This window comes from Kosakonia beeri (assembly GCF_054165705.1).
In genome coordinates, this window is the sequence record NZ_CM135106.1 from 257,804 (window position 1) to 284,462 (window position 26,659).

The following is a 26,659-nucleotide window of genomic DNA, read 5'->3' on the forward strand; positions in this document are numbered from 1 at the left end:
ATAAAATCATCCCACTGACAAATAAAAAGTCAGTAAGTCGATGTTATTCAGATGCAATAAACCCTAACCAGTCCGGTCACCAGTAATGCAGGGTTAGAGCGTGCGAGCACCGCGAGATACAGGCATTCAGCCTGTAATACAGAGGGTCAGAAAGACCTGTATGCTGGAGTGCCCGTAGTCAGATGACTACCGGGCATTAAAGAAGTGAAAGTCGAAGCTATTACGGTTGGCAAACATCATAATATGCGTGGTGCGCCTGATATGGGGCATTGCACGATTATTATTTTCCATTTTCATCACCTTTCCTGGGTAAATTAAAGGTGTGGGTATTTTATCCAGGAAATGGGCTTTTTGTGTGATAGCGATCAATAAAAAAGGATCATATTAGAAATAATTAGTCGCGTTTTATGCATATTGCGAGATAACGCACTGCATTGTTAATTTAATGTTATAGATGTTTCTTTTGATATTTGAGTTGATCATTAAATGTATTATTAAAATACGTTCTTTCGGGTGTTAAAATTTAAAAAAATAATATCGTTAATTAATTAAAAATAATGAATAACAATTCACTTTGCAGTGGCAAGACATTTTACGTGAGGTCGTTGAAGACGGCGACCGGGCGGCGCTAAGCAGGCGCTGCGTTCTCTCTTCATTGAGTACCGGGCAAAAAAAAGCTGACCGTGTTACGGCCAGCTTTTCTGCGTGGATACAGGCGGTTCAGGCATTAACGCATGGTCACAAACTCTTCGGCTGCGGTGGGGTGGATCGCAACCGTATTGTCAAAGTCTTTCTTGGTGGCACCCATCTTCAGCGCGACAGCAAAACCTTGCAGCATCTCATCCATACCGGATCCGATGCCATGAATACCGACGATACGCTCTTCCGGCCCGACGCACACCAGTTTCATGCGGCACGGCTGGCGATGGGTGGTGACGGCGGTGTACATCGCGGTAAACGATGATTTGTACACTTTTACCAGCTCGTCACCGTACTGTTCACGTGCTTGCGGCTCTGTTAAGCCAACTGTTCCAATCGGCGGGTGGCTGAACACCACCGTCGGGATATTGTTGTAATCCAGGTGCTCATCCGGTTTGTTATTAAACAGACGCTCAGAGAGACGACGGCCCGCTGCCACAGCAACCGGGGTCAGCTCTACCGCTCCCGTGTTATCGCCCACGGCGTAAATCCCCGGTACGCTGGTATTCTGGAACTTATCCACTTCGATATAGCCTTTATCATTGGTTTTCACGCCAGTGACGGCCAGGTTGAAATTATCCGTAGCCGGTTCGCGGCCAATCGCCCAAATCAGGCAGTCCACCGTTTGTGAACGGCCATCATCCAGCGTCAGGGTCAGGCTGCCGTCGGCGTTTTTCACTACCTCTTTCGGCACGGCATGGGTGTGCAGCGTCGGGCCTTCCGCCGCCATCACTTCCACCAGCGTTTCGGTGATCAGCGGGTCGAAGCTGCGCAGGGGCGCATGTTTACGGACGAACAGGTGCGTTTCAGCGCCAAGGCCATTAATTACGCCGGCCAGTTCAACGGCAATGTAGCCAGCGCCAACGACCGCAACGCGTTTTGGCAGCGCCGGTAATGCAAAGAAACCGTCGGAATCAATACCGTACTCTACGCCAGGAATATCCGGGTGGCTCGGGCGGCCGCCGGTGGCGATCAAAATGTGATCGGCAGTGATGGTTTCACCATTCACTTCAACGGTTCTGGCATCGACAAAGCGTGCGAACCCGCGGATGACATCGACATTGTTTTTACCCAGCACATTGTCGTACGAAGTGTGGATTCGGTCGATATAGGCGCTGCGGCTGGCGACCAGCTTGCCCCAGTCAAAGTGGTTTACCGTGGTGTCGAAACCGTAATCCGGGCCGTACAAATGGATGGCTTCGGCGATCTGCGCGGCGTGCCACATCACTTTCTTCGGGACACAACCCACGTTCACGCAGGTGCCGCCGAGCTCTTTCGCTTCGATCAGCGCGCATTTCTGACCGTACATCGCCGCACGGTTGATCGATGCGATACCGCCGCTGCCGCCGCCAATGGCGATATAGTCGTAATGTTTGCTCATGGTTGATTCCTTAATCCTGAACGAGGTCGAAAAGTGTCGCGATTGTAACGCGCAGCCCGAAAGGTTCCATCAATGGCTGCGATTACTCCGGTACCAATTGATGGACCAGTGTATGTCCGGTCCCTTCCGGCACCAATTTACTGTGCAACCACGGCAGCACGTTATTCATTTGTGCAGCCAGCTTCCACGGTGGGTTAATCACAATCATGCCGGAGGCAGTCATGCCGCGCTGATCGCTGTCCGGGCGCACGCCCAGTTCGATTTGCAGAATATTGCGGATGCCGGTGGCTTCCAGATCGCGCAACATGCGTTTGATCTGCTGGCGCAGCACGACCGGATACCACAGCGCATAGACGCCGGTGGCAAACCGTTTGTACCCCTCGTTAATTCCGCTGACGACGGCCTGGTAATCGGTTTTGATCTCATAAGGCGGGTCAATAAGGATCAGACCGCGGCGGGAAACCGGCGGCAGTTTGGCTTTTAACTGCTGATAACCGTCGGCACGGCTCACGCGCGTGCGGCTGTCTTTCTGAAACTCCTGGCGCAGCAGCGGGTAGTCGCTGGGGTGCAGTTCGGTCAGCAGCAGGCTATCCTGCTCACGCAGCAGTTCACGCGCAATCAACGGCGAACCCGGGTAATAGCGCAGCTGTTCGCCGCGGTTAAAGTGGCGCACCGCACTCATATACGGCTCCAGTTCGGCAGGCAAATCATCCTGTTGCCAGATACGCGCAATCCCTTCCAGATATTCACCCGTGCGTTCAGCATGCTCGCCAGAGAGCTGGTAGCGTCCGGCGCCCGCATGGGTGTCGAGATAGAGAAACGGTTTCTCTTTTTCTTTCAGCGCTTCGATGATCAGGCTCTGAACGGTGTGTTTAAGGACGTCGGCATGGTTGCCCGCGTGGAAGCTATGGCGATAACTGAGCATGGATACTGGGATTCCGGAAAATAAACGAGGTTTGCCACAGTTTACCGCAGATTGCCCGCAATTACCGCAGGCGCGCCGCGCTTGTTTCAGGCCGTCGGAAAAGGTTTCAAAACATAACCGTGTCATGAAAGTGTCAAACCGACGCGCTAGCGTCGCACCAGGGCAGGTAATGGTTTGAATAAAAGGAAAAAATATGAAAATCCGTCTTACGCTTTTAACGGCTGCGCTACTGCTTGCTCACCAGGCGATGGCGCAGGCAATCCCGCTGGAGCAAGCGCGTGATATCGCCAATTCCACCACTCCGGCAGCAGAGAGCCAGACCTATGTTGCACTGGAGGCTCAATCACTGGCTGCACTACGGCAAGCGTTGCAGGGCAGTGCGTCTGCGCTGACACGCGCGCAACTGGAACACGCAACCCAGGATAAACAGGCTGATAAAGGCTGGTTGAAAGCGCGGGGTTATGACTTCCAGACCAAAGCCAACCAGCAAGCCGGTATTGACCTGCTTTCGGCGTTTAGCGCGCTACCGAAACCGACGCTGGACGCCAGCCTGCAAACTGTGGAGGCGATTAACCTCAACGCGACCAAAGGCTTACGTCGCCAGGCACTGGCGGATGCAGAAGGCATTAGCTACCTCTACTTTATTGCAGATGCTCTGGGGCCGAAGCTCGGGCAGGCATTTCTTACCGCTTATGATAAGGGCGAGTTAGGTAAAGCCGCCGCGTTGATCAAAGCCAGCGAAGTCAGCACCAGCACGGCAAAAAAACATTTCGACTATAAGCGCCCTTTCCTGATCCCTGGTAACACGATCCATCAAGTGCCGGATGATGTGGTGGTAAAAGATAACCAGCCTTATTCAGCCGAGGGTGGTGCGTTCCCGAGCGGCCACACTAATACCGGGTATACCGATGCGCTGCTCATGGCGGAGATGATCCCGGAGCGGTTTGATGCGCTGCTGGCGCGAGGTGCCCGCTACGGATACTCCCGCGTGGTGCTGGGCGTGCATTACCCGCTGGATGTCATAGGCTCGCGCATGGTAGCGCAACGCAACGTCGCGCATTACCTCAGCGATCCACAGTACCGCGCCCTGTTCAATGAAGCGCGTGACCAGCTGCGTGCGGCGCTGGAAAAAGAGTGTGGCATGACGCTTGAAGCCTGTGCGAAAACGGCAGGCAAAGACGATCCGTATCGTGATCCGGCGATGCGTGATTTCTACCGCTTCACCATGACCTACAACCTGCCGCAGCAGAAAGGGGCGCAAAAAGCGTTAAACGTTCCGCAAGGTGCAGAAGTCCTGCTGGAAGCGGCCCTACCGAACCTCTCCGCCGCCCAGCGCCGTGCATTGATGGTAAAAACGGCGCTGCCCGCGGGTTATCCCCTTGCCGGCACCACCGACGAGCAGAACTTCTGGCAGCGTCTGAACCTGCCAGCCGCTTACGATATGGCACATAAAGGCCATTAATTCAGCGAGTTTGTCCGCCCGGTGAGCGCAATGCTGCCGGGCGTTTTCATTATTGGCGCTTATTGCAGCGATACCCCGTTAAGCGCAACGTCCGGGATTGAAATCTCCTACACTTAACCCCATGCTACAAAACATTGCCAAGCGCCGACGCGCTATATTCACCCCATCCCAAGGACTGCGCATATGACTAATCCATTATTGACGCCTTTCGTATTACCGCCTTTTTCCAAAATCCTTCCTGAGCATGTTGTGCCAGCGGTAACTCAAGCGCTGGAAGATTGCCGGAACGCGGTCGAAAGCGTTGTCGCGCAGGGCGGTCCTTACACCTGGCAAAACCTTTGCCAGCCGCTGGCAGAAGTGGATGACCGCTTAAGTCGCCTTTTTTCACCAGTCAGTCACCTGAATTCCGTTAAAAACAGCCCGGAACTGCGTGAAGCTTACGAGCAGACCCTGCCGCTGTTGTCGGAATACAGTACCTGGGTCGGCCAGAACGAAGGGCTGTATAACGCATACCGCGATTTGCGTGACGGGTCGCACTACGCTGCGCTGAGCGTCGCTGAGAAGAAATCTGTTGATAATGCGCTGCGTGACTTCAAATTGTCCGGTATCGGGCTGCCAAAAGAGAAACAGCAACGTTATGGCGAAATCGCCGCACGCCTGTCGGAACTGGGCAACGCCTACAGTAATAACGTGTTAGATGCGACCATGGGCTGGAGCAAGCTGGTCACCGATGAGGCCGAACTGGCCGGGATGCCGGAAAGCGCCTTAGCCGCTGCTAAAGCGCAGGCGGAAGCCAAAGAACAACAGGGCTGGCTGCTCACGCTGGATATCCCGAGTTATCTGCCGGTCATGACCTACTGCGATAATCAGGCACTGCGTGAAGAGATGTACCGCGCTTACAGCACTCGCGCCTCCGATCAAGGGCCAAATGCCGGCAAATGGGACAATAGCCCGGTGATGGCGGAGATCCTCGCGCTGCGTCATGAGCTGGCGCAACTGCTGGGCTTCGAAAGTTATGCCTTTAAATCGCTGGCCACAAAAATGGCAGAAAACCCGTCACAGGTGCTGGACTTCTTAACCGATCTGGCAAAACGCGCCCGTCCGCAGGGTGAAAAAGAGCTGGCACAGCTGCGTGCGTTTGCGAAAGCTGAGTTCGGTGTGGATGAACTGCAGCCGTGGGATATTGGTTACTACAGCGAAAAACAGAAACAGCATCTTTACAGCATCAGCGATGAACAATTGCGCCCTTACTTCCCGGAAAATCGCGCCGTCAACGGCCTGTTTGAAGTGGTGAAACGCATTTACGGCATCACCGCGAAGGAGCGCAACGATATCGACGTCTGGCATCCGGATGTGCGTTTCTTTGAGCTGTATGATGAAAATAACGAACTGCGCGGCAGCTTCTATCTCGACTTGTATGCCCGCGAACATAAACGCGGCGGCGCATGGATGGATGACTGCGTGGGGCAAATGCGCAGAGCCGACGGCTCGCTGCAAAAACCGGTGGCCTATCTTACCTGTAATTTTAACCGCCCGGTCAGCGGCAAACCGGCACTGTTCACCCACGATGAAGTGATCACCCTGTTCCACGAGTTCGGTCATGGTCTGCACCATATGCTGACCCGTATTGAAACCGCCGGTGTGGCCGGCATCAGTGGTGTGCCGTGGGATGCCGTCGAACTGCCGAGCCAGTTTATGGAAAACTGGTGCTGGGAGCCGGAAGCGCTGGCGTTTATCTCCGGCCATTACGAGACGGGCGAGCCACTGCCGCAGGCATTGCTGGATAAGATGCTGGCTGCGAAGAATTACCAGGCCGCGATGTTTATTTTGCGTCAGCTTGAGTTTGGTCTGTTCGACTTCCGTCTGCATGCGGAATTTAGCCCGGAACAGGGGGCGAAAATCCTCGAAACGCTGGCCGAAATCAAACGCCAGGTTGCGGTGATGCCGGGGCCGTCATGGGGACGTTTCCCGCATGCCTTCAGCCATATTTTTGCCGGAGGATATGCTGCCGGTTACTACAGCTACCTGTGGGCGGACGTGCTGGCGGCAGACGCCTATTCCCGCTTCGAAGAAGAGGGGATTTTCAACCGCGAAACCGGGCAATCCTTCCTGGATAACATCCTGACCCGCGGCGGTTCAGAAGAGCCGATGGATCTCTTCAAACGCTTCCGTGGCCGCGAGCCGCAGATTGATGCGATGCTTGAGCATTACGGTATCGAAGGCTAACGCGTTGAAAATTTGTTTGCTGGATGAAACAGGCGCCGGAGACGGCGCCTTATCTGTTCTTGCGGCTCGCTTTGGGCTGGAGCAGGATGATGCCAACCTGATGGCACTGGTGCGCACGCCTACCCATCTGGAACTGCGCAAGCGTGATGAACCCAAACTGGGCGGCATTTTTGTTGATTTTGTGGCAGGCGCAATGGCGCACCGGCGTAAGTTTGGCGGCGGTCGCGGCGAAGCGGTTGCCAAAGCGGTCGGTATTAAAGGCGGCTACCTGCCGGATGTCGTGGATGCCACTGCCGGGCTGGGGCGCGATGCGTTTGTGCTCGCGTCGGTTGGCTGCCGGGTGCGCATGCTGGAGCGAAATCCGGTGGTTGCGGCCTTGCTGGAAGATGGCCTGCACCGCGGCTATGCGGATGTGGAAATCGGCCCGTGGCTGCGCGAGCGTTTGCAATTGATCCATGCCTCCAGTCTGACCGGGCTCGCAGATATCACCCCGCGCCCGCAGGTGGTCTATCTCGATCCGATGTTTCCGCATAAGCAAAAAAGTGCGCTGGTGAAAAAGGAGATGCGGGTGTTTCAGTCGCTTGTCGGGCCGGATCTGGATGCCGACGGATTACTCGAACCGGCGCGTCGTCTTGCCATTAAACGCGTGGTGGTGAAGCGACCGGATTACGCGCCGCCGCTGGCGGGGATTGCTACGCAGTCGGCGGTGGTGACCAAAAGCCACCGTTTTGATATTTATCCCGGTTCCGGGGAATAAAAAAGCCCGGCCGCGTTGCGCGGGCCGGGCGGTATTCAGGTTAATGCGCCGCCGTGTAGGAGGTGTTAATCCTCGTCTTCATCGCGCAGCGGGACAATCAGCATATCAACATGAACGGTATTGATTAGCTGGCGTGCGGAAGACATCAGCTTGCTCCAGAAGTCCTGATGATGACCGCAAACCACCAGGTCCATATCGTATTTTTTGATGGCGTCTACCAGCACCTGGCCCAGGTCACCGCTGCCGCTCAGGGTTTCGGTAATCGGGTAACCGGCATTGGTGGACAGCTCAGTCAGCGCCTGATGGGTTTCATCAGAGATACGTTTTTGCATATCGCCGAGATTAACGTCGATCAGGCCAGTGTAAAGATCGGAGTAGTTTACATCGACATGAATCAGGGAAATCTTCGCGTTATAAGGACGCGCCATGGATACTGCTTTCTCAACCAGCAATTTGCTTTCAGGGGAGAGATCAACTGCGATGAGGATGTGTTTGTAAGCCATAGTGTTACTCCTTCCATAAGTTGTCGATGACCATCGGGGAGTGCCCCTGATGTGTGTGCACTGCGCCCGCGTCCTGCGTTTCACGTGAGCGGGTAGCGCCCGGCCTTAAGGATCTCTTTGTGAAGATATTTCTACCTTATAACTCTCTTATATCACCGTCAATCAACCTGGATCACGATTCACTTAAGGGATATTTACAGCCAGATGCAGGGTAGATGATAAAGCGAGTGGCAAAAAAAGATCCCTTTCTCCTACACTATTAATAAACCGTACGGAAAACAGACGGTGTCCCACAATTGTTCGGGCAGGAAGCCAAGGTCAATTGCGGGACACCGCCTGCGCTGTCGCCCCGTCCGGCGTTGGTAACACTCTTCATTGTCTGACTTGGTTGAGTATCCAGGAGCGGTCGTCGCGGAGTTTGTCTTCGTGGGGGGATCGCCAGGGGAGGGGATATGGTGATCAGCACTGTAGCGCTGTTTTGGGCCTTGTGTGTCGTCTGTGTGGTTAACATGGTGCGTTATTACTCATCGTTGCGCGCACTGTTAGTGGTACTTCGAGGTTGTGACCCCTTACTCTATCAATACGTGGATGGCGGCGGATTTTTCACGTCCCACGGTCAACCGGGCAAGCAGATGCGGCTGGTGTGGTACATCTACGCCCAGCGCTATCGCGATCACCATGACGACGAATTCATTCGCCGCTGCGAAAGGGTACGTCGGCAGTTCATCCTGACCAGTTCGCTGTGCGGTCTCGTAGTGGTGAGTTTGATTGCGTTGATGATTTGGCATTAAGCCGCTGCGCCGCAGGGCGGTAAACGCGCCGCTCTGCCGTTGTAGGAGCCAAAAAAAACGGGCCAGTTTCCTGACCCGTTCTTGTCATGCGTGCAAACCGTTAAATCAGGTGCAGTGCAATCCAGTACAACCCGCCAGACAGAATAATCGAGGCTGGCAGGGTAAATACCCAGGCCATCAGAATGCTGGTGACCGTTTTGCGTTGCAGGCCACCGCCATCGACAATCATCGTCCCGGCAACGGAAGAGGAGAGCACGTGAGTCGTGGATACCGGCATACCGGTATAACTCGCCAGACCGATGGACACCGCGGCGGTCATTTGTGCAGACATCCCCTGCGCGTAGGTCATGCCTTTCTTACCGATTTTCTCGCCGATGGTCGTTGCCACACGACGCCAGCCGATCATTGTGCCGAGGCCCAGCGCCAGCGCCACCGCCATAATGATCCAGACAGGCGCATACTCGATGGTGCTCAGCATATCGCCTTTCAGTTTCTTCAGCAGACGCTGGTCGTCAGCGCTGACTTCCGGCTGCTTCGCTACTTTATCGGTAATATCGGAGAGGCAAAGCATAATGCGACGCAGCTGGCTACGCTGCTCAACCGGCAGTTTGTCGTAGCTTTCAACGTTTGTCAGCATCGCTTTAGCGCGGTCCAGCGCAATGATGGCGCGGCCAGGATGGCAATGGAACTCACCCGGCTGCGTGGTCACTTCTTCCGGCGTTGGGATCAGCGGATCCACACCCGTTGCTTTTTGCAGCAGCGCCGGATGTTGCTGGAAGTACGTTTCCACGTTGTTTACGGCATCACGGGTACGGGTGATGTCATAGCCGGAAGCGTTCATATTCACCACGAATCCGGCTGGCGCAACACCGATCAACACCAGCATAATCAGGCCGATGCCTTTCTGGCCGTCATTCGCGCCGTGTGAAAAACTCACGCCAATCGCGGAGAGGATCAGCGCTATGCGCGTCCAGAACGGCGGCTTTCTTTTGCCGTCGATTTTCTCGCGTTCCGCCGGTGTCATATGGATACGGGCGCGTTTTTTGGTATTGCTCCAGTAGCGACGCAGTATAAATACCAGCCCACCAGCGAACACCAGGCCGACAATCGGTGAGACGATCAGCGACGCGAAGATATTCAGCACTTTCGGGATGTTTAACGCATCAACCACTGAGGTACCGGTCATCAACGCATTGGTTAAACCAATGCCGATAATCGCGCCAATCAGGGTATGGGAGCTGGACGCCGGCAGACCAAAATACCAGGTGCCGAGGTTCCAGATAATCGCGGCCAGCAGCATGGAGAAGACCATCGCCAGACCGTGAGCAGAACTGACATTGAGGAGTAGATCGGTTGGCAACATATGCACAATCGCATATGCAACGCTTAACCCGCCCAGCAACACGCCGAAAAAGTTAAACACCGCCGCCATTACTACCGCCAGCTGAGAGCGCATAGCGCGCGTATAAATCACTGTTGCAACGGCGTTTGCAGTGTCATGGAAGCCATTAATCGCTTCGTAAAACAGAACAAAAACCAAAGCAAGCAAGAGTAATAGCCCGGTATGAAGATCCAGGCCGGCAAACAAATGTAACATAAGTCGTTACGCCATTTTGAGGACATGAACGCGGCGCATTATCAGGGACATTGCGTGTGCGGGCAAAGTGAAATATGTATTTTTTTTGACATTATTTCTTACAAAGGCCGGTATTTTGGAAATTATCTTTTATTTTTCAATATCATGTTCTGTGAGCGCGCATTCTCTCTGGTGCGACCAGCATGAACTCTTTACAATCCGCCACGTTTTTCAAATGAGGAAACTGCTGTGGAAAGGTTTGATGCCATCGTTATCGGCGCCGGTGCGGCGGGAATGTTCTGTGCGGCGCTGGCCGGGCAGGCGGGCTGCCGGGTATTGCTGCTGGATAACGGCAAAAAACCGGGCCGCAAGATCCTGATGTCCGGCGGCGGCCGCTGCAACTTTACTAACCTTTATGTTGAGCCGGCAGCTTATTTGAGTCAGAACCCGCATTTTTGCAAATCTGCCCTTGCGCGCTATACCCAGTGGGATTTCATCGATCTGGTGGGCAAACACGGTATTGCCTGGCATGAAAAAACGCTGGGTCAGCTCTTCTGCGATGACTCCGCCCAGCAGATTGTCGACATGCTGGTTGCCGAGTGTGAAAAAGGCAACGTCACGCAGCGCCTGCGCAGCGAAGTGCTGAGTGTTGAGCGCAACGAAGAGGGCTTTACGCTGCAACTGAATGGCGCCGGCGTCCAGGCTGCAAAACTGGTGATCGCTTCGGGGGGGTTATCGATGCCGGGCCTGGGAGCCTCGCCGTTTGGTTATAAAATCGCCGAACAGTTTGGTTTAAAGGTACTGCCCACCCGCGCAGGATTGGTGCCGTTTACGTTGCACAAGCCGCTGCTGGAGCAGATGCAAACCCTTTCCGGGGTTTCTGTACCGTCGATCATTACCGCCGAAGATGGCACTGTGTTTCGCGAAAACTTGCTGTTTACCCACCGTGGGCTCTCAGGGCCGGCTGTTCTGCAAATTTCCAGTTACTGGCAGCCAGGGGAATTTGTCACCATTAATCTGCTGCCCGAATGCGATCTGGACACTTTCCTCAATCAGCAGCGCGATGCGCACCCGAATCAAAGCCTGAAAAACACGCTCGCCATGCAGTTACCGAAACGGTTGGTGGAGTGCCTGCAGCAACTGGGGCAACTCCCGGATGTGACCCTCAAGCAACTGAACAGCCGCGAGCAGGACGATCTGGTTATGACGCTGACGCAATGGCGGGTGCAGCCGAATGGCACCGAAGGCTATCGCACGGCGGAAGTAACGCTTGGCGGTGTGGATACCCATGAACTCTCTTCGCGCACCATGGAGGCCCGTAAGGTGCCTGGATTGTATTTTATTGGCGAGGTGATGGACGTCACTGGCTGGCTCGGCGGGTATAACTTTCAGTGGGCGTGGTCCAGCGCCTGGGCTTGCGCGCAGGCGCTGACGGCCGAATAACCCAGAAAGGCCGCTGCGCTACGGGAGCGGCCCTGGGTGATTGTTTTAGAACAACTTACGCAGGCGCAGGCTGACCGTCTGCGCATCAAAATGCGGTGCGGTAGAGAGGTCGTAGCGTGCGCTAATGCTCAGATCATCGCCCTGCACCAGCGTAACGCCCGCGCTGATATCCGCCGTATCTGCCACCGGTGTAGCGCCGAGGCTGGTGAAGCGGGTTTCCCCCACGGAATCGGCCACATAGCTGGCACCGGTTGCGGTGCGGCTGCGGTCGTACTCATGGCTCCACATGACCTGTGCGAACGGTACTAAATCCCCGGCTGGCGTGCTCCAGCTGTGCTCCAGTTTGCCGCCCACGCTGTGGCGGACAGACTGGCTGTGGCTGCTGTCTACGTTGAGTGCGGCACCGCTGTCGCTGTGCTCCCGGTAACCTTTCTGGTGCAAATAGCTATAGCTCATGGCGGCCAGAGGGGTCAGCGTCGTCCCTTCGCCAAACAGGATCGGGTAACCCGCTTCAGCTTTCGTCACGGTTTGCAGGCCGTTGAACTTACCCTTCGCCTGGCCAGAGAAGCCGTCAAACGCAATCACACGCTGGCTGTCAAACTGCTGGCGGGTGACGCTGGCCGAGAGGTTGACGTACCACGGGTTACCGCTCCAGCTGGCATACGCCACGCCGCCCCACGCATCCACATCGGTGTGGTTGCCTGTTAAGTTGTCGCTGCCGCGAACGGACGCGTGCGAGTAAGTCATTGCCCCACCTGCGCGCCAGGCTTCCGCGATCTGGCGGTCCGCCCCCAGTACCAGTCCACCGTAGTGTGCTGTGTAACCACTGACGTTATCGATCATTCCCTGGCGAACGTTGCCATAAAATGGCTGGCCCCAGACAGCCCAGTCCAGCGGATCATCACCGGTGGCAATACCGCGCTGTACGCTGCCGTTACGCGCCAGGCGCACGCTGTCGACATGGTTGCTCACTACAGACAGCGCATTCAGCGATGCGGCCGATGCGGTGCTGCCCGCGGCGATATTCTGCACCGGAGAGAGCTGCTCGCCCGCTTTGTTGGCTTCTTCGCGGCTGCTGATCGCCAGAGAGGCGTTATAGAGATCAAGCAGTCCGTCAGCGAAACCGCTATAGCCAGAAAGCCCTTTCAGGGACGACGCAGCATTGCGCGTGGTGGCTAAACCTTTTGTCGGCTGCGGTGCCAGCGATGTATCGGGGGGTGTAATCACGGTTGAGTCGCCCGGCAGCACCGGGTCGGCCGCGCGCAGGACGACCACCAGCCCACGCTGGCCGCTGTCCATATCCATGTAAGTCCCGCCGACCGCTTTGCCATTGAAATTTTCAACGGCGTAGTGCAACGAAGACTCGTTGTAATTGGTGCCGTTCATGTTGGCCAGCGCCACCAGATAACGCTGCCCGGCGGCAAAATTGTAGCTGGCACCGTTTCTCGCCAGCACCACATTCGAACCTGGCTCAAACGTGGCGATGCCCGACACATTAAGGCGGCCATAACCAGAATCACCGGTAAAGGTGTTGATCACCGCATTGTCATTGACACCGATTTCGAGCGTGGCATCTGCTTTCTGCAGATAGTTACCGGTTATCGCGGTCGGCTGGTTGAGACGCAGCACTGCAGCCTGGTTAATCAGTTTGTGGCTGCCCACATCGATGTTGTCGTTCATCCATATATGCCCGCTCCCCATATAGAGATCGGCGTTCTGGCTGGCAAGCGTGCCCATCACTCCGTTCTGACCGGTGAAGACGCCGAACAGCGCGCCGCCCTGAGCGGATCCGTTCAGAGTCATGGAGGAGGAGCTGGTATAGAGAATATCCCCGACAATGCTTCCGCTGTTATTAAGGGTACCAATCGCGCCGCTACTGTTGATTGCCGCCAGTGCGCCGCTGATGGCGCCGTTGTTATTCACCGTGGTCATCGGCGCGTTACTGTTAATGGCAGTATTGCCGCTGATCAGGCCGTTGTTAGTAATATCACCTATCACCGTGTTGGCACCGTAAGCGAAATTATCGCTATTAATGCCATACAGAGCGCCAGAGATCGTCCCGTTGTTGGTCAGCGCGCCGATATTGCGCAGGTTACGCAGGCCAGTTTCAGAATAGATATAACCGCTGTTTTGCAGGCTATCGATGGTGCCGCCGTTAAACACGGCTGCCGCATTGGCTACGTTTTCTGCGGTGATGGCACCCGTATTAATCAGCGTATTGATATGGTTCTGTACGTTCAGGCCCAGCACCCTGAAGGGGCCATTATCACGCACGGAGGTAATGGTGCCGGCGTTGGTAAACGTGCCAATTGCCGTGCCGGCATAAATGCCAGCCATATCTTCCGATGTTCCCCTGACGATAACGTTCTGCAGCACATCATAGGTGCTATGCGCTTCAACGATCTGAATGCCGTTACTCTGATCACTGCTGATCACATTGGCTTCAGCGGCCAGCGCCTGTTGCGCCAGCAACAGTTGCGCAGCGATAACGGCCAGCGACAGTGGCGTTTTACGAAAAACGGGTTTTTGCATCTGCTATTCATCCAATATGTGAATGGTTCCGCCGGCTCTTTGTCCAGTCAGGATCGGGAATATTGTTGTCTTCGAGGGAGCGTTTGCAGTGTTTCAACAGGGCAATGCGTTGAAACAGGACAACTTGCAGAATGCATCACGGAATAAATTCTCTACGACCTTCAGGTTATCGACGCAGGAACCCGTCTTCTTTAACGCATGCGCGCTAAAAATAGATAAATAAAGCTAATAATTTCCGGCTCTTTATTTAACTATATGATTACAAAAGAGTAACCTTTTACGCATAACTGTCACTATGGCGACTAGCACGACGTGAAAAGGGTATGCCCCGAAGGGGCAACCCGCGCCTGGCGGAACGTAAATCACCCGCCTGCATTGACGGGAAACCGACTCAACGCAGGCGCGGGCTAATAACGACGAAATGCGGTGAGCTTCTGCCGTTGATGACCCAGCCCGTCGAAGTTCTCTTCGCGTAGCCAGGCGGTCATCATTGAGACAATGGCGGGCCACTCTTTGCGGGTGATGGCGAAGACGGCAATATCGACAGAATACCCCTTGCGTACTTTCTTATCGCGCAGGATACCCTCTTTAACAAAGCCTATTCTCTCTGCAGCACGGATACCCTCAATGTTATACGTGCTTGTTCTCCATTCACATCGCCTGTACTTCAGGGTGTCGAAAAAATAAGACAGCACCAGATAAAGACTTTCGGTGCTGACGCGGGTTCTTTTCATTAAGGGTGTCCAGTTGACTTCTGCCATATCGAAAGAACCATTATCCGGGTCTATTTTCCCAATATAGAAAATGCCTTTTATTTGATCGTCACTTTTATCCTGCACAGAAAAATATAATCTGTCTTTATGTGCAATCAGGTCTCTTAAATAAGCGTAACAGGCAGATTTATCCTTCGGGCGATTATCTTCGAGCCATGTCCAGTCGCGATCATCTTCGATGCTATGCCATTCGGGGAAAAGATCTTCGGCATGATCAATCGCTAATGGAATAACGTTGCAATATTGGCCATGCAGGTTGATCTTCTCCGGTAACGCTCGTGGTGCCCACTCCGGAAGCGGCTGGCCCAGACGTTGACCATAGGCGTTGAATTTATCCATAACCCCCTCCTGTCTATTACCCGGTTAATACAGCTTAAATAAAATTTAACAGAGATTAACTTTCCGGCGGTCTGATACAATAAAAATAATAACGGTAGTTAACGTAAGGGAATAATAATTGGTAACGTGCCATGAATATTTTATAACCCTTTTCCGGTGCACCGTCTAACAGACCGTATGAAACTGCGATAAGTATCGCAAACAGGAGGCTGTACCTTTAGAGAGTGCGGTTTCGGGGTTAACCGCGCGCTGACAGAAAACACAGAAATTGTCTAAAATTTAGCTTATGCCATCTTGCCAGCGAACTCTTGCGTTTAACCCCATAAAAAACTGAATTTTTTTCAGGTTTATACAGCTTGATTAGGATTATTCCTGGCATTTATTAAGGCGAGAAATCAGACAATATAGATCTTTTCATTTACAGAATTCATGCGGTAGCTTTATCTGAATACCGCAATACTAAACGCAAGAACGGAACCCGGAGTGGAATCCGTCTTTATGTCAGGATCCGATTTATGCTCAATCGTATTACTGTTCAATTACCTGCCGAAGGACTGCTCTTTTGGAAGGTTTCTGGCCGGGAAGCGTTGTCTGAGTCATTTGCATTTAACCTGCAACTGCTCGGCACAGACGCGAGAATGGATCGCAGTCAGTTACTCGGCAAGTCGGTCACTGTGACCATTCCTACACAGGCATTATCTGGCTCGCGCTATCTCAATGGCAAAATCACCCGCGTGGCGGTGAGTGCGGTTGAGCTGAGCGGCACGCGCTATGCTGTTTATCAATTAACTGTGGAGTCGGATCTCTGGCCGATGAAGCGCGACCGTAACCTGCGTATCTTCCAGGGGCAGACGGTACCGCAAATCGTCAAAACGCTGCTCGGCGAATACCAGGTCAATATTGAAGACAAACTGACCGGCAGCTACCGCATGTGGGATTACTGCGTCCAGTACCAGGAGAGCAGCTTTGACTTTATCAGCCGCTTGATGGAGCTGGAGGGCATTACTTACCACTTCCGCCATGAAGCCGATAAGCACACGCTGGTTCTGACCGATGCGGCTACCCAGCATCAACCGTTCAGCGGCTATGAAACCATCCCTTACCATCAGACGCCGTCTGGCGGCAGCACCGATGAAGAAGGTATTAGCCAGTGGGCGCTGGAAGACAGCGTTACGCCGGGGCTGTACAGCCTCGACGACTACGACTTCCGCAAGCCGAACGCGTGGCTGTTCCAGGCGCGGCAAAACCCGAACTCCCCTTCGCCAGGTGCCATCGACGTGTACGACTGGCCAGGCCGTTTTGTGGAGCACGGTCACGGTGAGTTTTACGCCCGCATCCGTCAGGAGCGCTGGCAGGTGGAACATCAGCAAATTGAAGGCACTGCCACCGCTGTGGGCATCGTGCCGGGCAGCACGTTCCAGTTGACCAATGCCGCTTTCTTTAATGACAACGGCGAGTATCTGGTGACCTCGGCTTACTACAACTTTGAAGAGAACCGCTACGCCAGCGGCGCAGACAGCGAAACCATCCATCGCGTTGATTTCAGTGTGATCCCGTCTTCCGTCGTGTACCGTCCGCCGCAGCAGACCGCGTGGCCGCGCACCTATGGCCCGCAGACTGCGAAAGTGGTGGGGCCGCAGGGCGAGAGTATCTGGACAGACCGTTACGGGCGGGTAAAAGTGAAGTTTCACTGGGACCGGCTGGCAAAAGGCGACGATACCAGCTCTTGCTGGGTGCGCGTTTCCAGTGCCTGGGCCGGGCAGGGTTTTGGCGGGGTGCAGGTGCCACGCGTGGGCGATGAAGTGGTGATCGACTTTATCAACGGCGATCCGGACAGACCCATCATCACCGGGCGCGTGTACAACGAAGCCAGCATGCCGCCGTGGGCATTACCCGCCGCTGCTACGCAAATGGGCTTCCTCAGCCGTTCAAAAGATGGCTCTGTCGATAACGCCAACGCCCTGCGTTTTGAAGACAAAGCGGGGGAAGAACAGGTATGGATCCAGGCTGAGCGTAACCTGGACACCAACGTCAAAAAAGATGAATCCCACAGCGTCGGCGGGTCGCGTACGGTCAGTGTCGCCCAGGACTACACCGGTTCGGTGGCGGGAAAACACACCCAGGCGACCCAGCTTAAGCATGACGAGCTGATCGGCGGCGGGTTTAATCAGCTTGTTCAGGGCAAGATCGTGCAGGCGTCGGACAGCAGTATCACCCTGGTGAGCGGCTACTCGTCGCTAACGCTGAACGCCAACGGCACGGTGGAACTCAAGTGCAATAACTTCCTTATTGAAGCAGGTGACCATGGGGTCATTAACACTGGCGGCCTGCTGGATCTGAATCTCGCCGAAGCGAAACCTGCGACCCAGGCGTCGCCCACCCCGACGGAAATCCAGGCGGCGGTGAAAAAAGCATTTAATCAAGGGACGGATAAATAATGGCGACATCGCAGTTTGTGCTTTCCGAAGGCGTACTCAACCTGCCGGACGCGCACCAGGACAGAAGCATCAACATCCTGAAGTTTAAGCAGCATGACGCAACGCTGGTGGTTACCCGCGCATGGGATGTGCAACCCGGCAAAGAAGAGGATTTCATCAAGCAGCAACTGGCGAAAGTGCAGCGCAGCATGAAAAAAGTCACGATGGGTGAAGTGACAGACAGCACTGTCGCCGGGCAACCGGCCCGTGAGGTGGCGCTGCGTTTCTTAAACCAGAGCTCGATGGTGTATGAAAAACTGGCTGTAACCCGGGTGGAAGACCACCTGGTCGTGCTGACGCTCAGCCGGACTGCGCCGTTTGATGCCGACGCCGAGGCATTCTGGGCGTCGATCAGAACGGGTTTACAGTTGGGGGCGTAAGAATGACAGATTACATCGCTGCCCGTATTGAGGATCCGTTGATCCACAGCTCCGTGCTGGCGGACTTCGTTGGCGGTCTGGTAGAAGGGGCGATCGTCTGCGGGGTCATTGCTTTTGCCAGCTCCGGTGTCGGTACTCTGTTTGCCGGGGCCGCGCTTGCGGGCCTGGCGGCGCTTATCTTTAGCGGCAAGCTGGAGGAGATCGGCAATACCGCAGGCAAAATGGTGGATGCGCTCTTCGATCATGGGCCACCGGACGCGCACATTGCTTCTGGCTCGGAAAACGTCCAGATCATGGGCAAAAAAGCCGCCCGGGCAGCCGGAACGGTGGATCGTGATTACCTGAACAACCCCACTGCCGATGAAAGCATCGACTGGGCCGCGGTAGGTATGATCGCGCTTGCCGTTGCGGCCACAGCGGCAAAAACGATCCTCACGCCTGGCGGTGTGGTAATGGCCATTGCCGAACGCGCCAAAGACATCACCCTCGACGACCTTAAAAAATGGGGCTCCAACTTTTGGGACACCCTCACCCAGCCGGTGGTGGAAAGCGCGAACCCCAACGCGACGCCAATGCCGGAAGACACCGTTGACTGTACAAAAGGCCATATGGTCACCAGCAGCAACTTTGTGGCGCAGGGGTCGAAAAAAGTCCTCATTAACAACCAGCCCGCTGCCCGCAACGGTGAAAAAAGCACCTGCGAAGCCGAAATCAAAGTCAGCGAGAACCCGCGTGTGCGCATTGGGGGCGACACCATTACGGTGCGTGATATTCACAGCGGCAAAAACCAGCTGGCTTACCTGCTGGGCAACCTGATAGGGAGTGCGGGGCTCGGTGCGCTCTCTCGCCTGGCAAAGCTCGCCTGCGAACGCCAGTTACTGCGCGGGGCATTAAAACAGTTTGTCTGCGTATTAGGCGGCATGACCGGTGAGATGGTACTTTCAAGCATGGTGGTAAGCGCCATCCAGACTGCCTTTCCTGTTCATATTCCGCTTGGCAGCAAAGTGCTCGCCAAAGAAGAAGATCTTGATTTTGTGTTGCCGGATCGCATGCCGCTTTACTGGCAGCGCATCTATCACAGCCGCAACCGTGCCACCGGCATGCTTGGAACCGGCTGGATGATGCCGTTTGAAACCCGTCTCCTGCGCCTGGCGGATAACCAGATGATCTTCCGCGATATGAGCGGGCGTGAACTGGGACTGGGCGAAGTCCGGGTCGGCGACATGATCTCCTACCCGGAAGATGGCATGCGGATTTTTGCCAGCCCGAACGGGATCATCGCCATGCAAACCGGCGAAGGTGAGCACCATATCTATGAGCCAGATCCCACCCGACCGGGTGAGTGGCGCATCCAGCGCATCTACGATCGCCATGAAAACGCCCACTATTACAGCTGGAACGAACAGGGCCAGTTGACGCGCATCTCCAGTGATAACGAAGCGCTGGACGTGGAACTGGCATACGAAACCCGCTTCGGGCGACTGGCTGCGGTGTACCAGATTTGCGCGGGCGAACGTCGTCTGCTGGTCACTTATGGTTATAACGCCCAGGGGCAACTGATTGCCGTGACGGACGCCGATGGCGTTGTCACCCGCCAGTTTGGCTGGGATCGTGCCAGCGATATGCTGGCCTGGCATAGCTTCTCAACCGGCTTAACGGTGCACTACCAGTGGCGGCCAGAGGCAGGCTCAGAGCACTGGCGCGTGAGCGGTTACCAGGTGCATGACGAGCAGGGCGCGGTACTGGAGAACTGGCGTATCGACGCCGACGAGCAAAAACGTTACGCCCGCGTCAGCAACGACGAAGGCGTAGTCAGCGAACATCATTGGGATGCGATGTACCGTGTGACGGACTACACCGATGTGCACGGCGGCCACTGGCAATTCAACTGGGTGGGCAGTTCCGAACAGTTGCGTTCTGCCATTCAGCCGGACGGCGGGCGCTGGGAATATACCTGGGATGAGCGCGGCAATCTGACGCTGGAGCGCGACCCGCTGCATCGCGCGCGTATGACCACCTGGCACCCGCTGTACGATTTCCCGGCCATTGAAGTGTTACCCGACGGCGCGACCTGGCGCTATGAGTACAACCTGGCAGGGGATGTGGTGGCACTGACCGATCCGGAAGGCGGCATAACCCGCTTTGAGTGGAACGATCAGGGCGATTTAGTCCGCCGTATTGATGCGCTGGAGAACAGCCACCGTTTCTGGTGGGACGAACTGGGGCAATTGATCCGCGAAGAGGATTGCTCGGGTTACCAGAGCCGCCGCCAGTACGACACCGCAGGCCGGCTTACGTCTGTGACCGATCCGCTGGGCAATACCGAGCGTTACCGCTGGAGCGCGGCGTCGCGCCTGCAGAGCCTTGTGCGCGCCGATGGCCGCGAGACGCTGTTTAAGTACAACAAAGCCGGGCTACTGTGCGGGCAGAACATAGACGGCATGCTGGATCGCAAAGTCACGCTGAATGCGCGCGGCCAGGTCACTGAAGCGATCGATTCCGCCGGGCAGGTCACCCGTTTTGCCTTTAACCGCGCGGGTCGGCTGGTCACACTGACCAATGCCAACAACCAGCAGTGGCGTTTTGATTACACCGCCACCGGGCTGTTGACCCGCCAGCAGGATTACGCCGGGCGGCAGACCGAGTACCAGTACAACGCCGCGCAGCAAGTGGCGACGATGATCCGTCACCCAGCTCGCGGCAGTGCGCTGCCGCCGCAGGTGGTGAATTACGAATACGACGCGCTCGGGCGCATGGTGGCGCGGGAAACCGACCAGCACCGCACCGAGTACCGCTACAGCGCGCTGGCAACAGAAATCCGCCGTTATGCCTACAGCGAGTGGCGGCAGTCGGTTATCGATATGCGCGAGCCGCAGAGCAGTGACGTCATCATCCTGACGCGTAACAAGCTCGGTGACCTGGTCAGTGAAGAGAACGCGTCCGGCAAATATGAACACCAGTACGATGCGTTAAGCAACCTGAGTGCGACCACGTACCCGGACGGGCGGCAGATGCAGTACCTGCGTTACGGCACCGGGCACCTGCTGGAGATGCAGCTTGTTTTCGGCGGCAAAACGCTGCCGGTGACGGGTTATCAGCGCGATAAACTGCACCGGGAGACGCAGCGCACGCTGGGGGCGCTGGCGCTGGATACGGAATATGACGTTGCCGGGCGCATTACGCAGCGCCGCTGCATGGACAATGTGCGTAACCGGCTGGTGTTTGAGCGGCGTTACCAGTGGGACCGCGCAGACCAGATTATTCGCCAGATGTACACCGACGGCGCACCGGCGACCCCGGCGGAGAAATACCGTCAGTCGCTGTGGGGCTACGATGCGGCAGGACGCATGACGCAGAGCCTTCAGCCGGGCGGTGAAGAGCGTTTCTGGTATGACGCGGCAGATAACCGCACGACACCGGATTTACAGCCGGTGTGGGACAACCTGTTAAAACGGCTGGACGGGGTGCGCCGGGAGTATGACGGCTTTGGCCGCATGACAGTACGCCACGACAGCCATCGCGGTATCACGCAGCGTTTCAGCTACGACGATGAGCAGCGCATCAGCGCGGTGGAAATTGAGGGCGACCCGGCGTTCACCCGGGCAGAGTACCGCTACGACGCCCTGGGCCGCCGCACAGAGAAACAGGTGTGGCGACGCCACGCCCGCAGACCGGAACGCACGCAGTACGCGTGGTCCGGCCTGCAGATGGTGGGCGAGCGCAGCGACAGCGACCCGGACGCAGCCGTGCAGTATGTCTACACGGAAAACAGCTATGAACCGCTGGCGCGCGTTGACAGCCGGCAGCAGCACGCTGAGTTGTACTGGTACCACACGGAAATCAACGGCCTGCCGGAGAAAGTGACCGACAGCCACGGCGAAATCGTGTGGCGCGGCACCTCAACCGCCTGGGGCCGCAGCCAGCACGAAAGCGTGTATGCGGAGTGGGATGTGCCGCAGAACCTGCGCTTCCAGGGCCAGTACCTGGACCGCGAAACGGGGCTGCACTACAACACCTTCCGCTACTATGACCCCACCGGCGGCTGCTACACCCAGATGGACCCGATAGGGCTGGCGGGGGGACTGAACACGTATACGTATGCGCTGAATCCGTTAAGTTGGATCGACCCGCTGGGATTAACAGGGGAGTGGGTTAATCCCAAAGATATTAATTTTTCTCAAAGAACAATATCACCTCATGATTATGCCGATATTATGCGTAATGGTGGTTGGGATTGGGACAGGTCTCCATTAAGAGTAATTGATATTGATGGGCAATTAGTTTCTTATGATAATAGGCGATTAGACGCAGCTCTAGAGGCCGGATTAGATAAGGTTAAAGTCATTAGGGTTGACCCTAATGCTCCTCATCCTGACTCATCTACTGGAAAAACATGGTTACAAAAATTCCGAGAGAGATTTAGAGATCGAAGAAATATTAAGGCCGGTGGAATAGTACCAGATAAAGGATTAAATTCTCGACCGGAAAGAACATCAAGAGGTTGCAAATGAAAAATATTATTCAGTTATGGGAAGATGGTTTATTACCGATAAAAGATGCTATTTACTTTTCTAACGGTGAATCTTTCCTTTGTAAAATAATACCTTACCCTACTCCTTGTATTGAGAGAAATGGTGAGTTTGATTTCTCTGCCTTTTATGAAAAAAATAAAGATGAAGTTACTGATATTGATAAGTTTAGAGAAGTTAAATTAGCGAATAATTGCTATTGTTGCATTGGAGAAGGCAGTTATGGTTCTGAAGGATTTATCGCATATCTCGATGAAAATAAAAACTTAGTTTGGGTTCTTTATTCCGAAGAATCTAACCCATTTACTAATATAACTGAATATACATCTGATATTATCATAGTAGAATCAAGTTCTAATATTAGACTAAGAATAAATATAAACAATCCAGTGGATTTAGAATTGGCATTTTAAATAAAAAGCCGGGTAAGAAATTAAATCTGCCCGGCTTTTTATTATTTAACACTCGTCAGCACACTAAACATCCCGTCTTTAATCGCCTTAACTACCTGTTTAGCCTGATAAAGCTGTTCGCGCAGAGCCTGCATCTCGTTATTATCCGCCATCAGCACAATGCACCCCTCTGAAATCTTCACCGTCACGCCGCGCCCGGTCTCAAAGCCTGCTTCGGCCAGCCAGCCGCCCTTGAGGTGTAGGCTGGGGTGCTGTGAATAGTACGTGGTCATGTAGGTTTTGCTGTTGAAGTGGCGGGCGCTGACGTAGCCGACTTTATAGCGGCGACGGGTTTTGGAAATGACGGGTTCTGCCTTAGAATGCTTCTCAGCCATGATCAACTCCTTCATAGTTGGTTGTGGTGAGCGGTGGTTAAGTGTTGCCCCCTTAATCACCGCGTAAAATATCAGTCAGTTACGCGCCTGCACAATCAGGGCGCTTAAATGACCCCACCGGCGGCTGCTACACCCAGATGGACCCGATAGGGCTGGCGGGGGGACTGAACACGTATACGTATGTTGTCGATCCGCTGGTCTGGGTTGATCCGCTGGGGTATACAGGTTGCCAACTTGCCGCAGCTATGAAGAAAAATGGAATTCCTCGCCCTCGGAATTCAGCTGCACACCATATTGTCGGTGAAACATCTGAAAGGGCCAAACCTGCCAGAGATATATTGGAAGGATATAACATAAAAATTAACGGCCATGAAAATGGTGTTTTTCTACCGAACATCAATAACACTGATTCTTTGCCAGGGATTTTGCATAATGGCAAGCATCCTAATAGTTACTTCGATGCTGTTAATGAACGCATAAAAGTTGCGGATCAAATGGGCGGTAAACAAGGTGTAATTGATGAACTTAGTCGTATAAGAGATGTACTCTCTTCTGCAGAACGTAACGCAAGCGGGTATGATATTTTATGAAAAATTCTATTTATCTTCTTAAATCAGATACGAAAAATCATAGTTCTTTCATTGAGGATTATGAACAAGGTCAGATAAGTATTATGAATTAGGCTATTGATAATATGTGGAAGCCATTTTTGGATTATGTACCAGTTAATCTGAAATTAAGTAAAAGTGACACTGGGAAAAAAACTATCAATTTGATTTTAGCGGTTCTTTAAGGCCCTTTTTAGTTTTTAGTGAGTTATGTGTAGAAAAAATAGGAGATATTTTAAAAGCTAGAGGTGATTTTTTGCCGGTAAATACGGATAGTAAGAAGAAGAAATATTATGGCTATTATCCCACTAATTCGATTTCTTCATGTTTTGATAAAGAAAATTCCACGTACAGGGTATATCCGAAAGGTTTGGTTATTGAAAACCCCGTATTAATTCGAAGAAATATTTCTGAAAAATATCTATTTACTATAATTGAGGATAATAGTAGGGTTTTCGTTACCGAATCATTTAGACAGATAGTTGAGGATGTTGGTTTGCAGGGTTTTGATTTTTCAAAACAAATTGACATTTCTTAGTTGTTAAACAGGGCTTCTATTTTATCTGTTCTGATTAGAAGGGGCATTTATAAATTATCAATTTCTTTATGGCTGGATTTTACTAAATTATTTCCAGCCTAATTCTTTATATTTTTATGGCTGTAATATACATAGATAATTATGATATTTAACAAAGTGACGACTAAGTTTAATATGTGTTTAATTAATTATTGATTGAATTTTTTCTAACATGACCCCACCGGCGGTTGCGACACCCGGATGGACCCGATAGGGCTGGCGGGGGGACTGAACACGTATACGTATGCGCTGAATCCGTTAAGTTATATTGATTCGTTAGGTTTAAGTAATTGTGGTGCAACAGGAAGTAATAAAGAAGTTTTATATCATAATACCGATGAAAAAGGGCTTAATGGTATACTGGAGTCACAGAAACTAAGACCTTCATTAAAGGCTAATAATCCCAAGGATGCTCGTTATGGTAATGGGCAATATTTATCTGACATTTTACCGGGAACTAAAACAAATGCTCAATTATCACATGATTTTTTAGGTATTCCATTCCAAGGTAAAAAGTTTGAGAATTATGTAGCTGTTGATGTTACTGGGTTAAATGTAACTAAAGGTAGAGATGGTGTTTTTGTCATATCAAATGAAACGCCATTAGATATATCAGGTCGTATTATTGGATTTGGGAAAAATCAACCATGACATATATCAAAGTCTTTTGGTTACATGAAAACGATCAGTATCCAATTGAAATATATAGTGAATTGGATGGTTCTCGCTATGAGGTAAAAAAGGTGGAGATTTTCAGGGATCATAAAGTAGGTTATGCAACAGAAAATTATTCTTATGGAAAAACAATGTTAGGTGAATGCCCTTTACCATCTTTAGCTGAGATAAACTCAGACCCACAATTTAAAGCGAAAGATATATCAGAGAAAGAATTTATTACTATCTGGGATAAATACGTACAATCCTGAGATAATAAATAGTAAAAAGCCGGGTAAGAAACAAACTCTTCCCGGATTTTTAATTATTTAACCCTCGTTCAGCACACTAAACATCCCGTCTTTAATCCACTTAACTACCTGTTTAGCCTGATAAAGCTGTTCGCGCAGAGCCTGCATCTCGTTATTATCCGCCATCAGCACAATGCACCCCTCTGAAATCTTCACCGTCACGCCGCGCCCGGTCTCAAAGCCTGCTTCGGCCAGCCAGCCGCCCTTGAGGTGTAGGCTGGGGTGCTGTGAATAGTACGTGGTCATGTAGGTTTTGCTGTTGAAGTGGCGGGCGCTGACGTAGCCGACTTTATAGCGGCGACGGGTTTTGGAAATGACGGGTTCTGCCTTAGAATGCTTCTCAGCCATGATCAACTCCTTCATAGTTGGTTGTGGTGAGCGGTGGTTAAGTGTTGCCCCCTTAATCACCGCGTAAAATATCAGTCAGTTACGCGCCTGCACAATCAGGGCGCTTAAATGACCCCACCGGCGGCTGCTACACATAGGTGGACCCGATAGGTCTGCTCGGCGGGCTGAATACGTATACGTATGTTGTGGATCCGCTGGGATGGGTGGACCCGTTGGGGTTGTGGAAATATAACACTATGCCTGGTATTGATGGTTTTCAAAAACATCACGTAATACCGCAACAGCTCAAAGGACATGATTTGCTCAAAGCCGCTAATTATAATATTCATGATGTGAGAAATGTTATCTATTTACCTAAATCGGCGGATTATCATCCTGTAAGAACAATCCATAGTGGATCTCATCCAGCTTACACACAAAATATTAAAGAGCAAATGACTGAAGTATTTAAATATGGTAGGGACAATGATTGGACAAAAGCAGCCTACAGACTCGCTGTTGATGAGATCATTAAAAATGAGCGTGCTGCCTTGCGTAATGGTGAAACTGTACTAAATAAAAACTCCATAAAATAGGAAGAT

At 53.1% G+C, this 26,659-nt stretch carries 20 protein-coding genes and 2 pseudogenes; 13 read left to right on the forward strand and 9 right to left on the reverse strand.

What is annotated here, in order from left to right; all coding sequences use genetic code 11:
• Window positions 1–186: 186 nt before the first annotated feature.
• The 3 genes from speFL to ACUY4S_RS01180 form a co-directional block, all read right to left on the reverse strand.
• Window positions 187–291 (reverse strand): leader peptide SpeFL, encoded by a 105-nt coding sequence (gene speFL, locus ACUY4S_RS01170; RefSeq protein ID WP_263100815.1) that lies wholly within the window; start codon window positions 289–291, stop codon window positions 187–189.
• 436 nt (window positions 292–727) lie between these two features.
• The gene (gorA, locus tag ACUY4S_RS01175; protein ID WP_312689962.1) at window positions 728–2,080 is read right to left on the reverse strand and encodes a glutathione-disulfide reductase; all 1,353 of its coding nucleotides are present in this window, start codon (window positions 2,078–2,080) and stop codon (window positions 728–730) included.
• 82 nt (window positions 2,081–2,162) lie between these two features.
• Window positions 2,163–3,005: a 23S rRNA (adenine(2030)-N(6))-methyltransferase RlmJ gene (locus ACUY4S_RS01180; protein WP_312689961.1), complete on the reverse strand. Its 843-nt coding sequence runs from the start codon at window positions 3,003–3,005 to the stop codon at window positions 2,163–2,165.
• Window positions 3,006–3,198: 193 nt separating this feature from the next.
• Here ACUY4S_RS01180 and ACUY4S_RS01185 point away from each other — a divergent pair, with 193 nt between their 5' ends.
• The 3 genes from ACUY4S_RS01185 (at window position 3,199) to rsmJ (ending at window position 7,450) form a co-directional block, all read left to right on the forward strand.
• Window positions 3,199–4,467 carry an acid phosphatase gene (locus tag ACUY4S_RS01185; RefSeq protein ID WP_312689959.1) on the forward strand — a complete coding sequence of 423 codons (1,269 nt, stop codon included), beginning with the start codon at window positions 3,199–3,201 and terminating at the stop codon, window positions 4,465–4,467.
• Between the two features lie 183 nt (window positions 4,468–4,650).
• Complete coding sequence (gene prlC / locus ACUY4S_RS01190) at window positions 4,651–6,693, forward strand: oligopeptidase A (RefSeq protein ID WP_458023385.1); 2,043 nt, start codon at window positions 4,651–4,653, stop codon at window positions 6,691–6,693.
• A 4-nt stretch (window positions 6,694–6,697) separates the two neighbouring features.
• Window positions 6,698–7,450, forward strand: a complete 753-nt coding sequence (rsmJ, locus tag ACUY4S_RS01195) for a 16S rRNA (guanine(1516)-N(2))-methyltransferase RsmJ (RefSeq protein ID WP_312689955.1) — start codon at window positions 6,698–6,700, stop codon at window positions 7,448–7,450.
• A gap of 65 nt (window positions 7,451–7,515) precedes the next feature.
• Here rsmJ and uspA read toward each other — a convergent pair whose 3' ends face one another.
• Window positions 7,516–7,953 (reverse strand): universal stress protein UspA, encoded by a 438-nt coding sequence (gene uspA, locus ACUY4S_RS01200; RefSeq protein ID WP_312689953.1) that lies wholly within the window; start codon window positions 7,951–7,953, stop codon window positions 7,516–7,518.
• Window positions 7,954–8,408: 455 nt separating this feature from the next.
• Between uspA and uspB the strand changes: the two genes are divergently transcribed.
• Window positions 8,409–8,744, forward strand: coding sequence for a universal stress protein UspB (gene uspB, locus ACUY4S_RS01205; RefSeq protein WP_312690204.1), 336 nt, complete (start codon window positions 8,409–8,411; stop codon window positions 8,742–8,744).
• A gap of 100 nt (window positions 8,745–8,844) precedes the next feature.
• Here the strand turns inward: uspB and pitA are convergent, their stop codons facing one another.
• Entirely contained in the window at window positions 8,845–10,341 is a 1,497-nt protein-coding gene (gene pitA, locus ACUY4S_RS01210) for an inorganic phosphate transporter PitA (RefSeq protein WP_312689951.1), read from the reverse strand.
• 228 nt (window positions 10,342–10,569) lie between these two features.
• Here pitA and ACUY4S_RS01215 point away from each other — a divergent pair, with 228 nt between their 5' ends.
• Complete coding sequence (locus tag ACUY4S_RS01215; protein ID WP_458023384.1) at window positions 10,570–11,763, forward strand: BaiN/RdsA family NAD(P)/FAD-dependent oxidoreductase; 1,194 nt, start codon at window positions 10,570–10,572, stop codon at window positions 11,761–11,763.
• Window positions 11,764–11,808: 45 nt separating this feature from the next.
• Here the strand turns inward: ACUY4S_RS01215 and ACUY4S_RS01220 are convergent, their stop codons facing one another.
• Both ACUY4S_RS01220 and ACUY4S_RS01225 read right to left on the reverse strand, forming a co-directional pair.
• Window positions 11,809–14,295 carry an autotransporter family protein gene (locus ACUY4S_RS01220; protein ID WP_458023383.1) on the reverse strand — a complete coding sequence of 829 codons (2,487 nt, stop codon included), beginning with the start codon at window positions 14,293–14,295 and terminating at the stop codon, window positions 11,809–11,811.
• Window positions 14,296–14,702: 407 nt separating this feature from the next.
• Window positions 14,703–15,407 carry a GNAT family N-acetyltransferase gene (locus ACUY4S_RS01225; protein WP_312689945.1) on the reverse strand — a complete coding sequence of 235 codons (705 nt, stop codon included), beginning with the start codon at window positions 15,405–15,407 and terminating at the stop codon, window positions 14,703–14,705.
• Between the two features lie 515 nt (window positions 15,408–15,922).
• Between ACUY4S_RS01225 and ACUY4S_RS01230 the strand changes: the two genes are divergently transcribed.
• The 4 genes from ACUY4S_RS01230 to ACUY4S_RS01245 are packed head-to-tail and all read left to right on the forward strand — an operon-like array spanning window position 15,923 to window position 23,206.
• On the forward strand, window positions 15,923–17,845 hold the full coding sequence (locus tag ACUY4S_RS01230; protein WP_458023382.1) for a type VI secretion system Vgr family protein: 1,923 nt from the start codon (window positions 15,923–15,925) through the stop codon (window positions 17,843–17,845).
• Window positions 17,845–18,264, forward strand: coding sequence for a DcrB-related protein (locus ACUY4S_RS01235; protein WP_312689941.1), 420 nt, complete (start codon window positions 17,845–17,847; stop codon window positions 18,262–18,264). Before ACUY4S_RS01230 ends, ACUY4S_RS01235 begins: the two co-directional genes overlap by 1 nt.
• Window positions 18,265–18,266: 2 nt before the next feature.
• Window positions 18,267–22,775, forward strand: coding sequence for an RHS repeat-associated core domain-containing protein (locus tag ACUY4S_RS01240; protein ID WP_458024238.1), 4,509 nt, complete (start codon window positions 18,267–18,269; stop codon window positions 22,773–22,775).
• Window positions 22,772–23,206: a hypothetical protein gene (locus ACUY4S_RS01245; protein WP_458024239.1), complete on the forward strand. Its 435-nt coding sequence runs from the start codon at window positions 22,772–22,774 to the stop codon at window positions 23,204–23,206. Before ACUY4S_RS01240 ends, ACUY4S_RS01245 begins: the two co-directional genes overlap by 4 nt.
• 41 nt (window positions 23,207–23,247) lie before the next feature.
• On the opposite strand, the gene ACUY4S_RS01250 is transcribed toward ACUY4S_RS01245, so the two are convergent.
• Window positions 23,248–23,580, reverse strand: a complete 333-nt coding sequence (locus ACUY4S_RS01250; protein WP_458024240.1) for a SymE family type I addiction module toxin — start codon at window positions 23,578–23,580, stop codon at window positions 23,248–23,250.
• Between the two features lie 101 nt (window positions 23,581–23,681).
• Here ACUY4S_RS01250 and ACUY4S_RS01255 point away from each other — a divergent pair.
• The 3 genes and pseudogenes from ACUY4S_RS01255 to ACUY4S_RS01265 all read left to right on the forward strand — a co-directional run.
• A pseudogene (locus ACUY4S_RS01255) lies at window positions 23,682–24,170 on the forward strand (AHH domain-containing protein); the annotation flags it as partial.
• A 796-nt stretch (window positions 24,171–24,966) separates the two neighbouring features.
• On the forward strand, window positions 24,967–25,416 hold the full coding sequence (locus tag ACUY4S_RS01260; RefSeq protein WP_458024241.1) for an HYD1 signature containing ADP-ribosyltransferase family protein: 450 nt from the start codon (window positions 24,967–24,969) through the stop codon (window positions 25,414–25,416).
• Window positions 25,413–25,691, forward strand: a complete 279-nt coding sequence (locus tag ACUY4S_RS01265) for a DUF6881 domain-containing protein (protein ID WP_458024242.1) — start codon at window positions 25,413–25,415, stop codon at window positions 25,689–25,691. The genes ACUY4S_RS01260 and ACUY4S_RS01265 overlap by 4 nt, the downstream gene beginning before the upstream one ends.
• A gap of 57 nt (window positions 25,692–25,748) precedes the next feature.
• Here ACUY4S_RS01265 and ACUY4S_RS01270 read toward each other — a convergent pair whose 3' ends face one another.
• The gene (locus ACUY4S_RS01270; RefSeq protein ID WP_458024243.1) at window positions 25,749–26,078 is read right to left on the reverse strand and encodes a SymE family type I addiction module toxin; all 330 of its coding nucleotides are present in this window, start codon (window positions 26,076–26,078) and stop codon (window positions 25,749–25,751) included.
• Window positions 26,079–26,179: 101 nt separating this feature from the next.
• Here ACUY4S_RS01270 and ACUY4S_RS01275 point away from each other — a divergent pair.
• Window positions 26,180–26,653: pseudogene (locus tag ACUY4S_RS01275) on the forward strand (AHH domain-containing protein); the annotation flags it as partial.
• Between the last annotated feature and the right edge of the window lie 6 nt (window positions 26,654–26,659).

Bases quoted from the DNA above. Each gene is read 5' to 3' on its own strand.
- speFL (WP_263100815.1), bottom strand. From the start codon at position 291: ATGGAAAATAATAATCGTGCAATGCCCCATATCAGGCGCACCACGCAT.
- gorA (WP_312689962.1), bottom strand. From the start codon at position 2,080: ATGAGCAAACATTACGACTATATCGCCATTGGCGGCGGCAGCGGCGGT.
- ACUY4S_RS01180 (WP_312689961.1), bottom strand. From the start codon at position 3,005: ATGCTCAGTTATCGCCATAGCTTCCACGCGGGCAACCATGCCGACGTC.
- ACUY4S_RS01185 (WP_312689959.1), top strand. From the start codon at position 3,199: ATGAAAATCCGTCTTACGCTTTTAACGGCTGCGCTACTGCTTGCTCAC.
- prlC (WP_458023385.1), top strand. From the start codon at position 4,651: ATGACTAATCCATTATTGACGCCTTTCGTATTACCGCCTTTTTCCAAA.
- uspA (WP_312689953.1), bottom strand. From the start codon at position 7,953: ATGGCTTACAAACACATCCTCATCGCAGTTGATCTCTCCCCTGAAAGC.
- pitA (WP_312689951.1), bottom strand. From the start codon at position 10,341: ATGTTACATTTGTTTGCCGGCCTGGATCTTCATACCGGGCTATTACTC.
- ACUY4S_RS01220 (WP_458023383.1), bottom strand. From the start codon at position 14,295: ATGCAAAAACCCGTTTTTCGTAAAACGCCACTGTCGCTGGCCGTTATC.
- ACUY4S_RS01225 (WP_312689945.1), bottom strand. From the start codon at position 15,407: ATGGATAAATTCAACGCCTATGGTCAACGTCTGGGCCAGCCGCTTCCG.
- ACUY4S_RS01230 (WP_458023382.1), top strand. From the start codon at position 15,923: ATGCTCAATCGTATTACTGTTCAATTACCTGCCGAAGGACTGCTCTTT.
- ACUY4S_RS01235 (WP_312689941.1), top strand. From the start codon at position 17,845: ATGGCGACATCGCAGTTTGTGCTTTCCGAAGGCGTACTCAACCTGCCG.
- ACUY4S_RS01240 (WP_458024238.1), top strand. From the start codon at position 18,267: ATGACAGATTACATCGCTGCCCGTATTGAGGATCCGTTGATCCACAGC.
- ACUY4S_RS01245 (WP_458024239.1), top strand. From the start codon at position 22,772: ATGAAAAATATTATTCAGTTATGGGAAGATGGTTTATTACCGATAAAA.
- ACUY4S_RS01250 (WP_458024240.1), bottom strand. From the start codon at position 23,580: ATGGCTGAGAAGCATTCTAAGGCAGAACCCGTCATTTCCAAAACCCGT.
- ACUY4S_RS01260 (WP_458024241.1), top strand. From the start codon at position 24,967: ATGGACCCGATAGGGCTGGCGGGGGGACTGAACACGTATACGTATGCG.
- ACUY4S_RS01265 (WP_458024242.1), top strand. From the start codon at position 25,413: ATGACATATATCAAAGTCTTTTGGTTACATGAAAACGATCAGTATCCA.
- ACUY4S_RS01270 (WP_458024243.1), bottom strand. From the start codon at position 26,078: ATGGCTGAGAAGCATTCTAAGGCAGAACCCGTCATTTCCAAAACCCGT.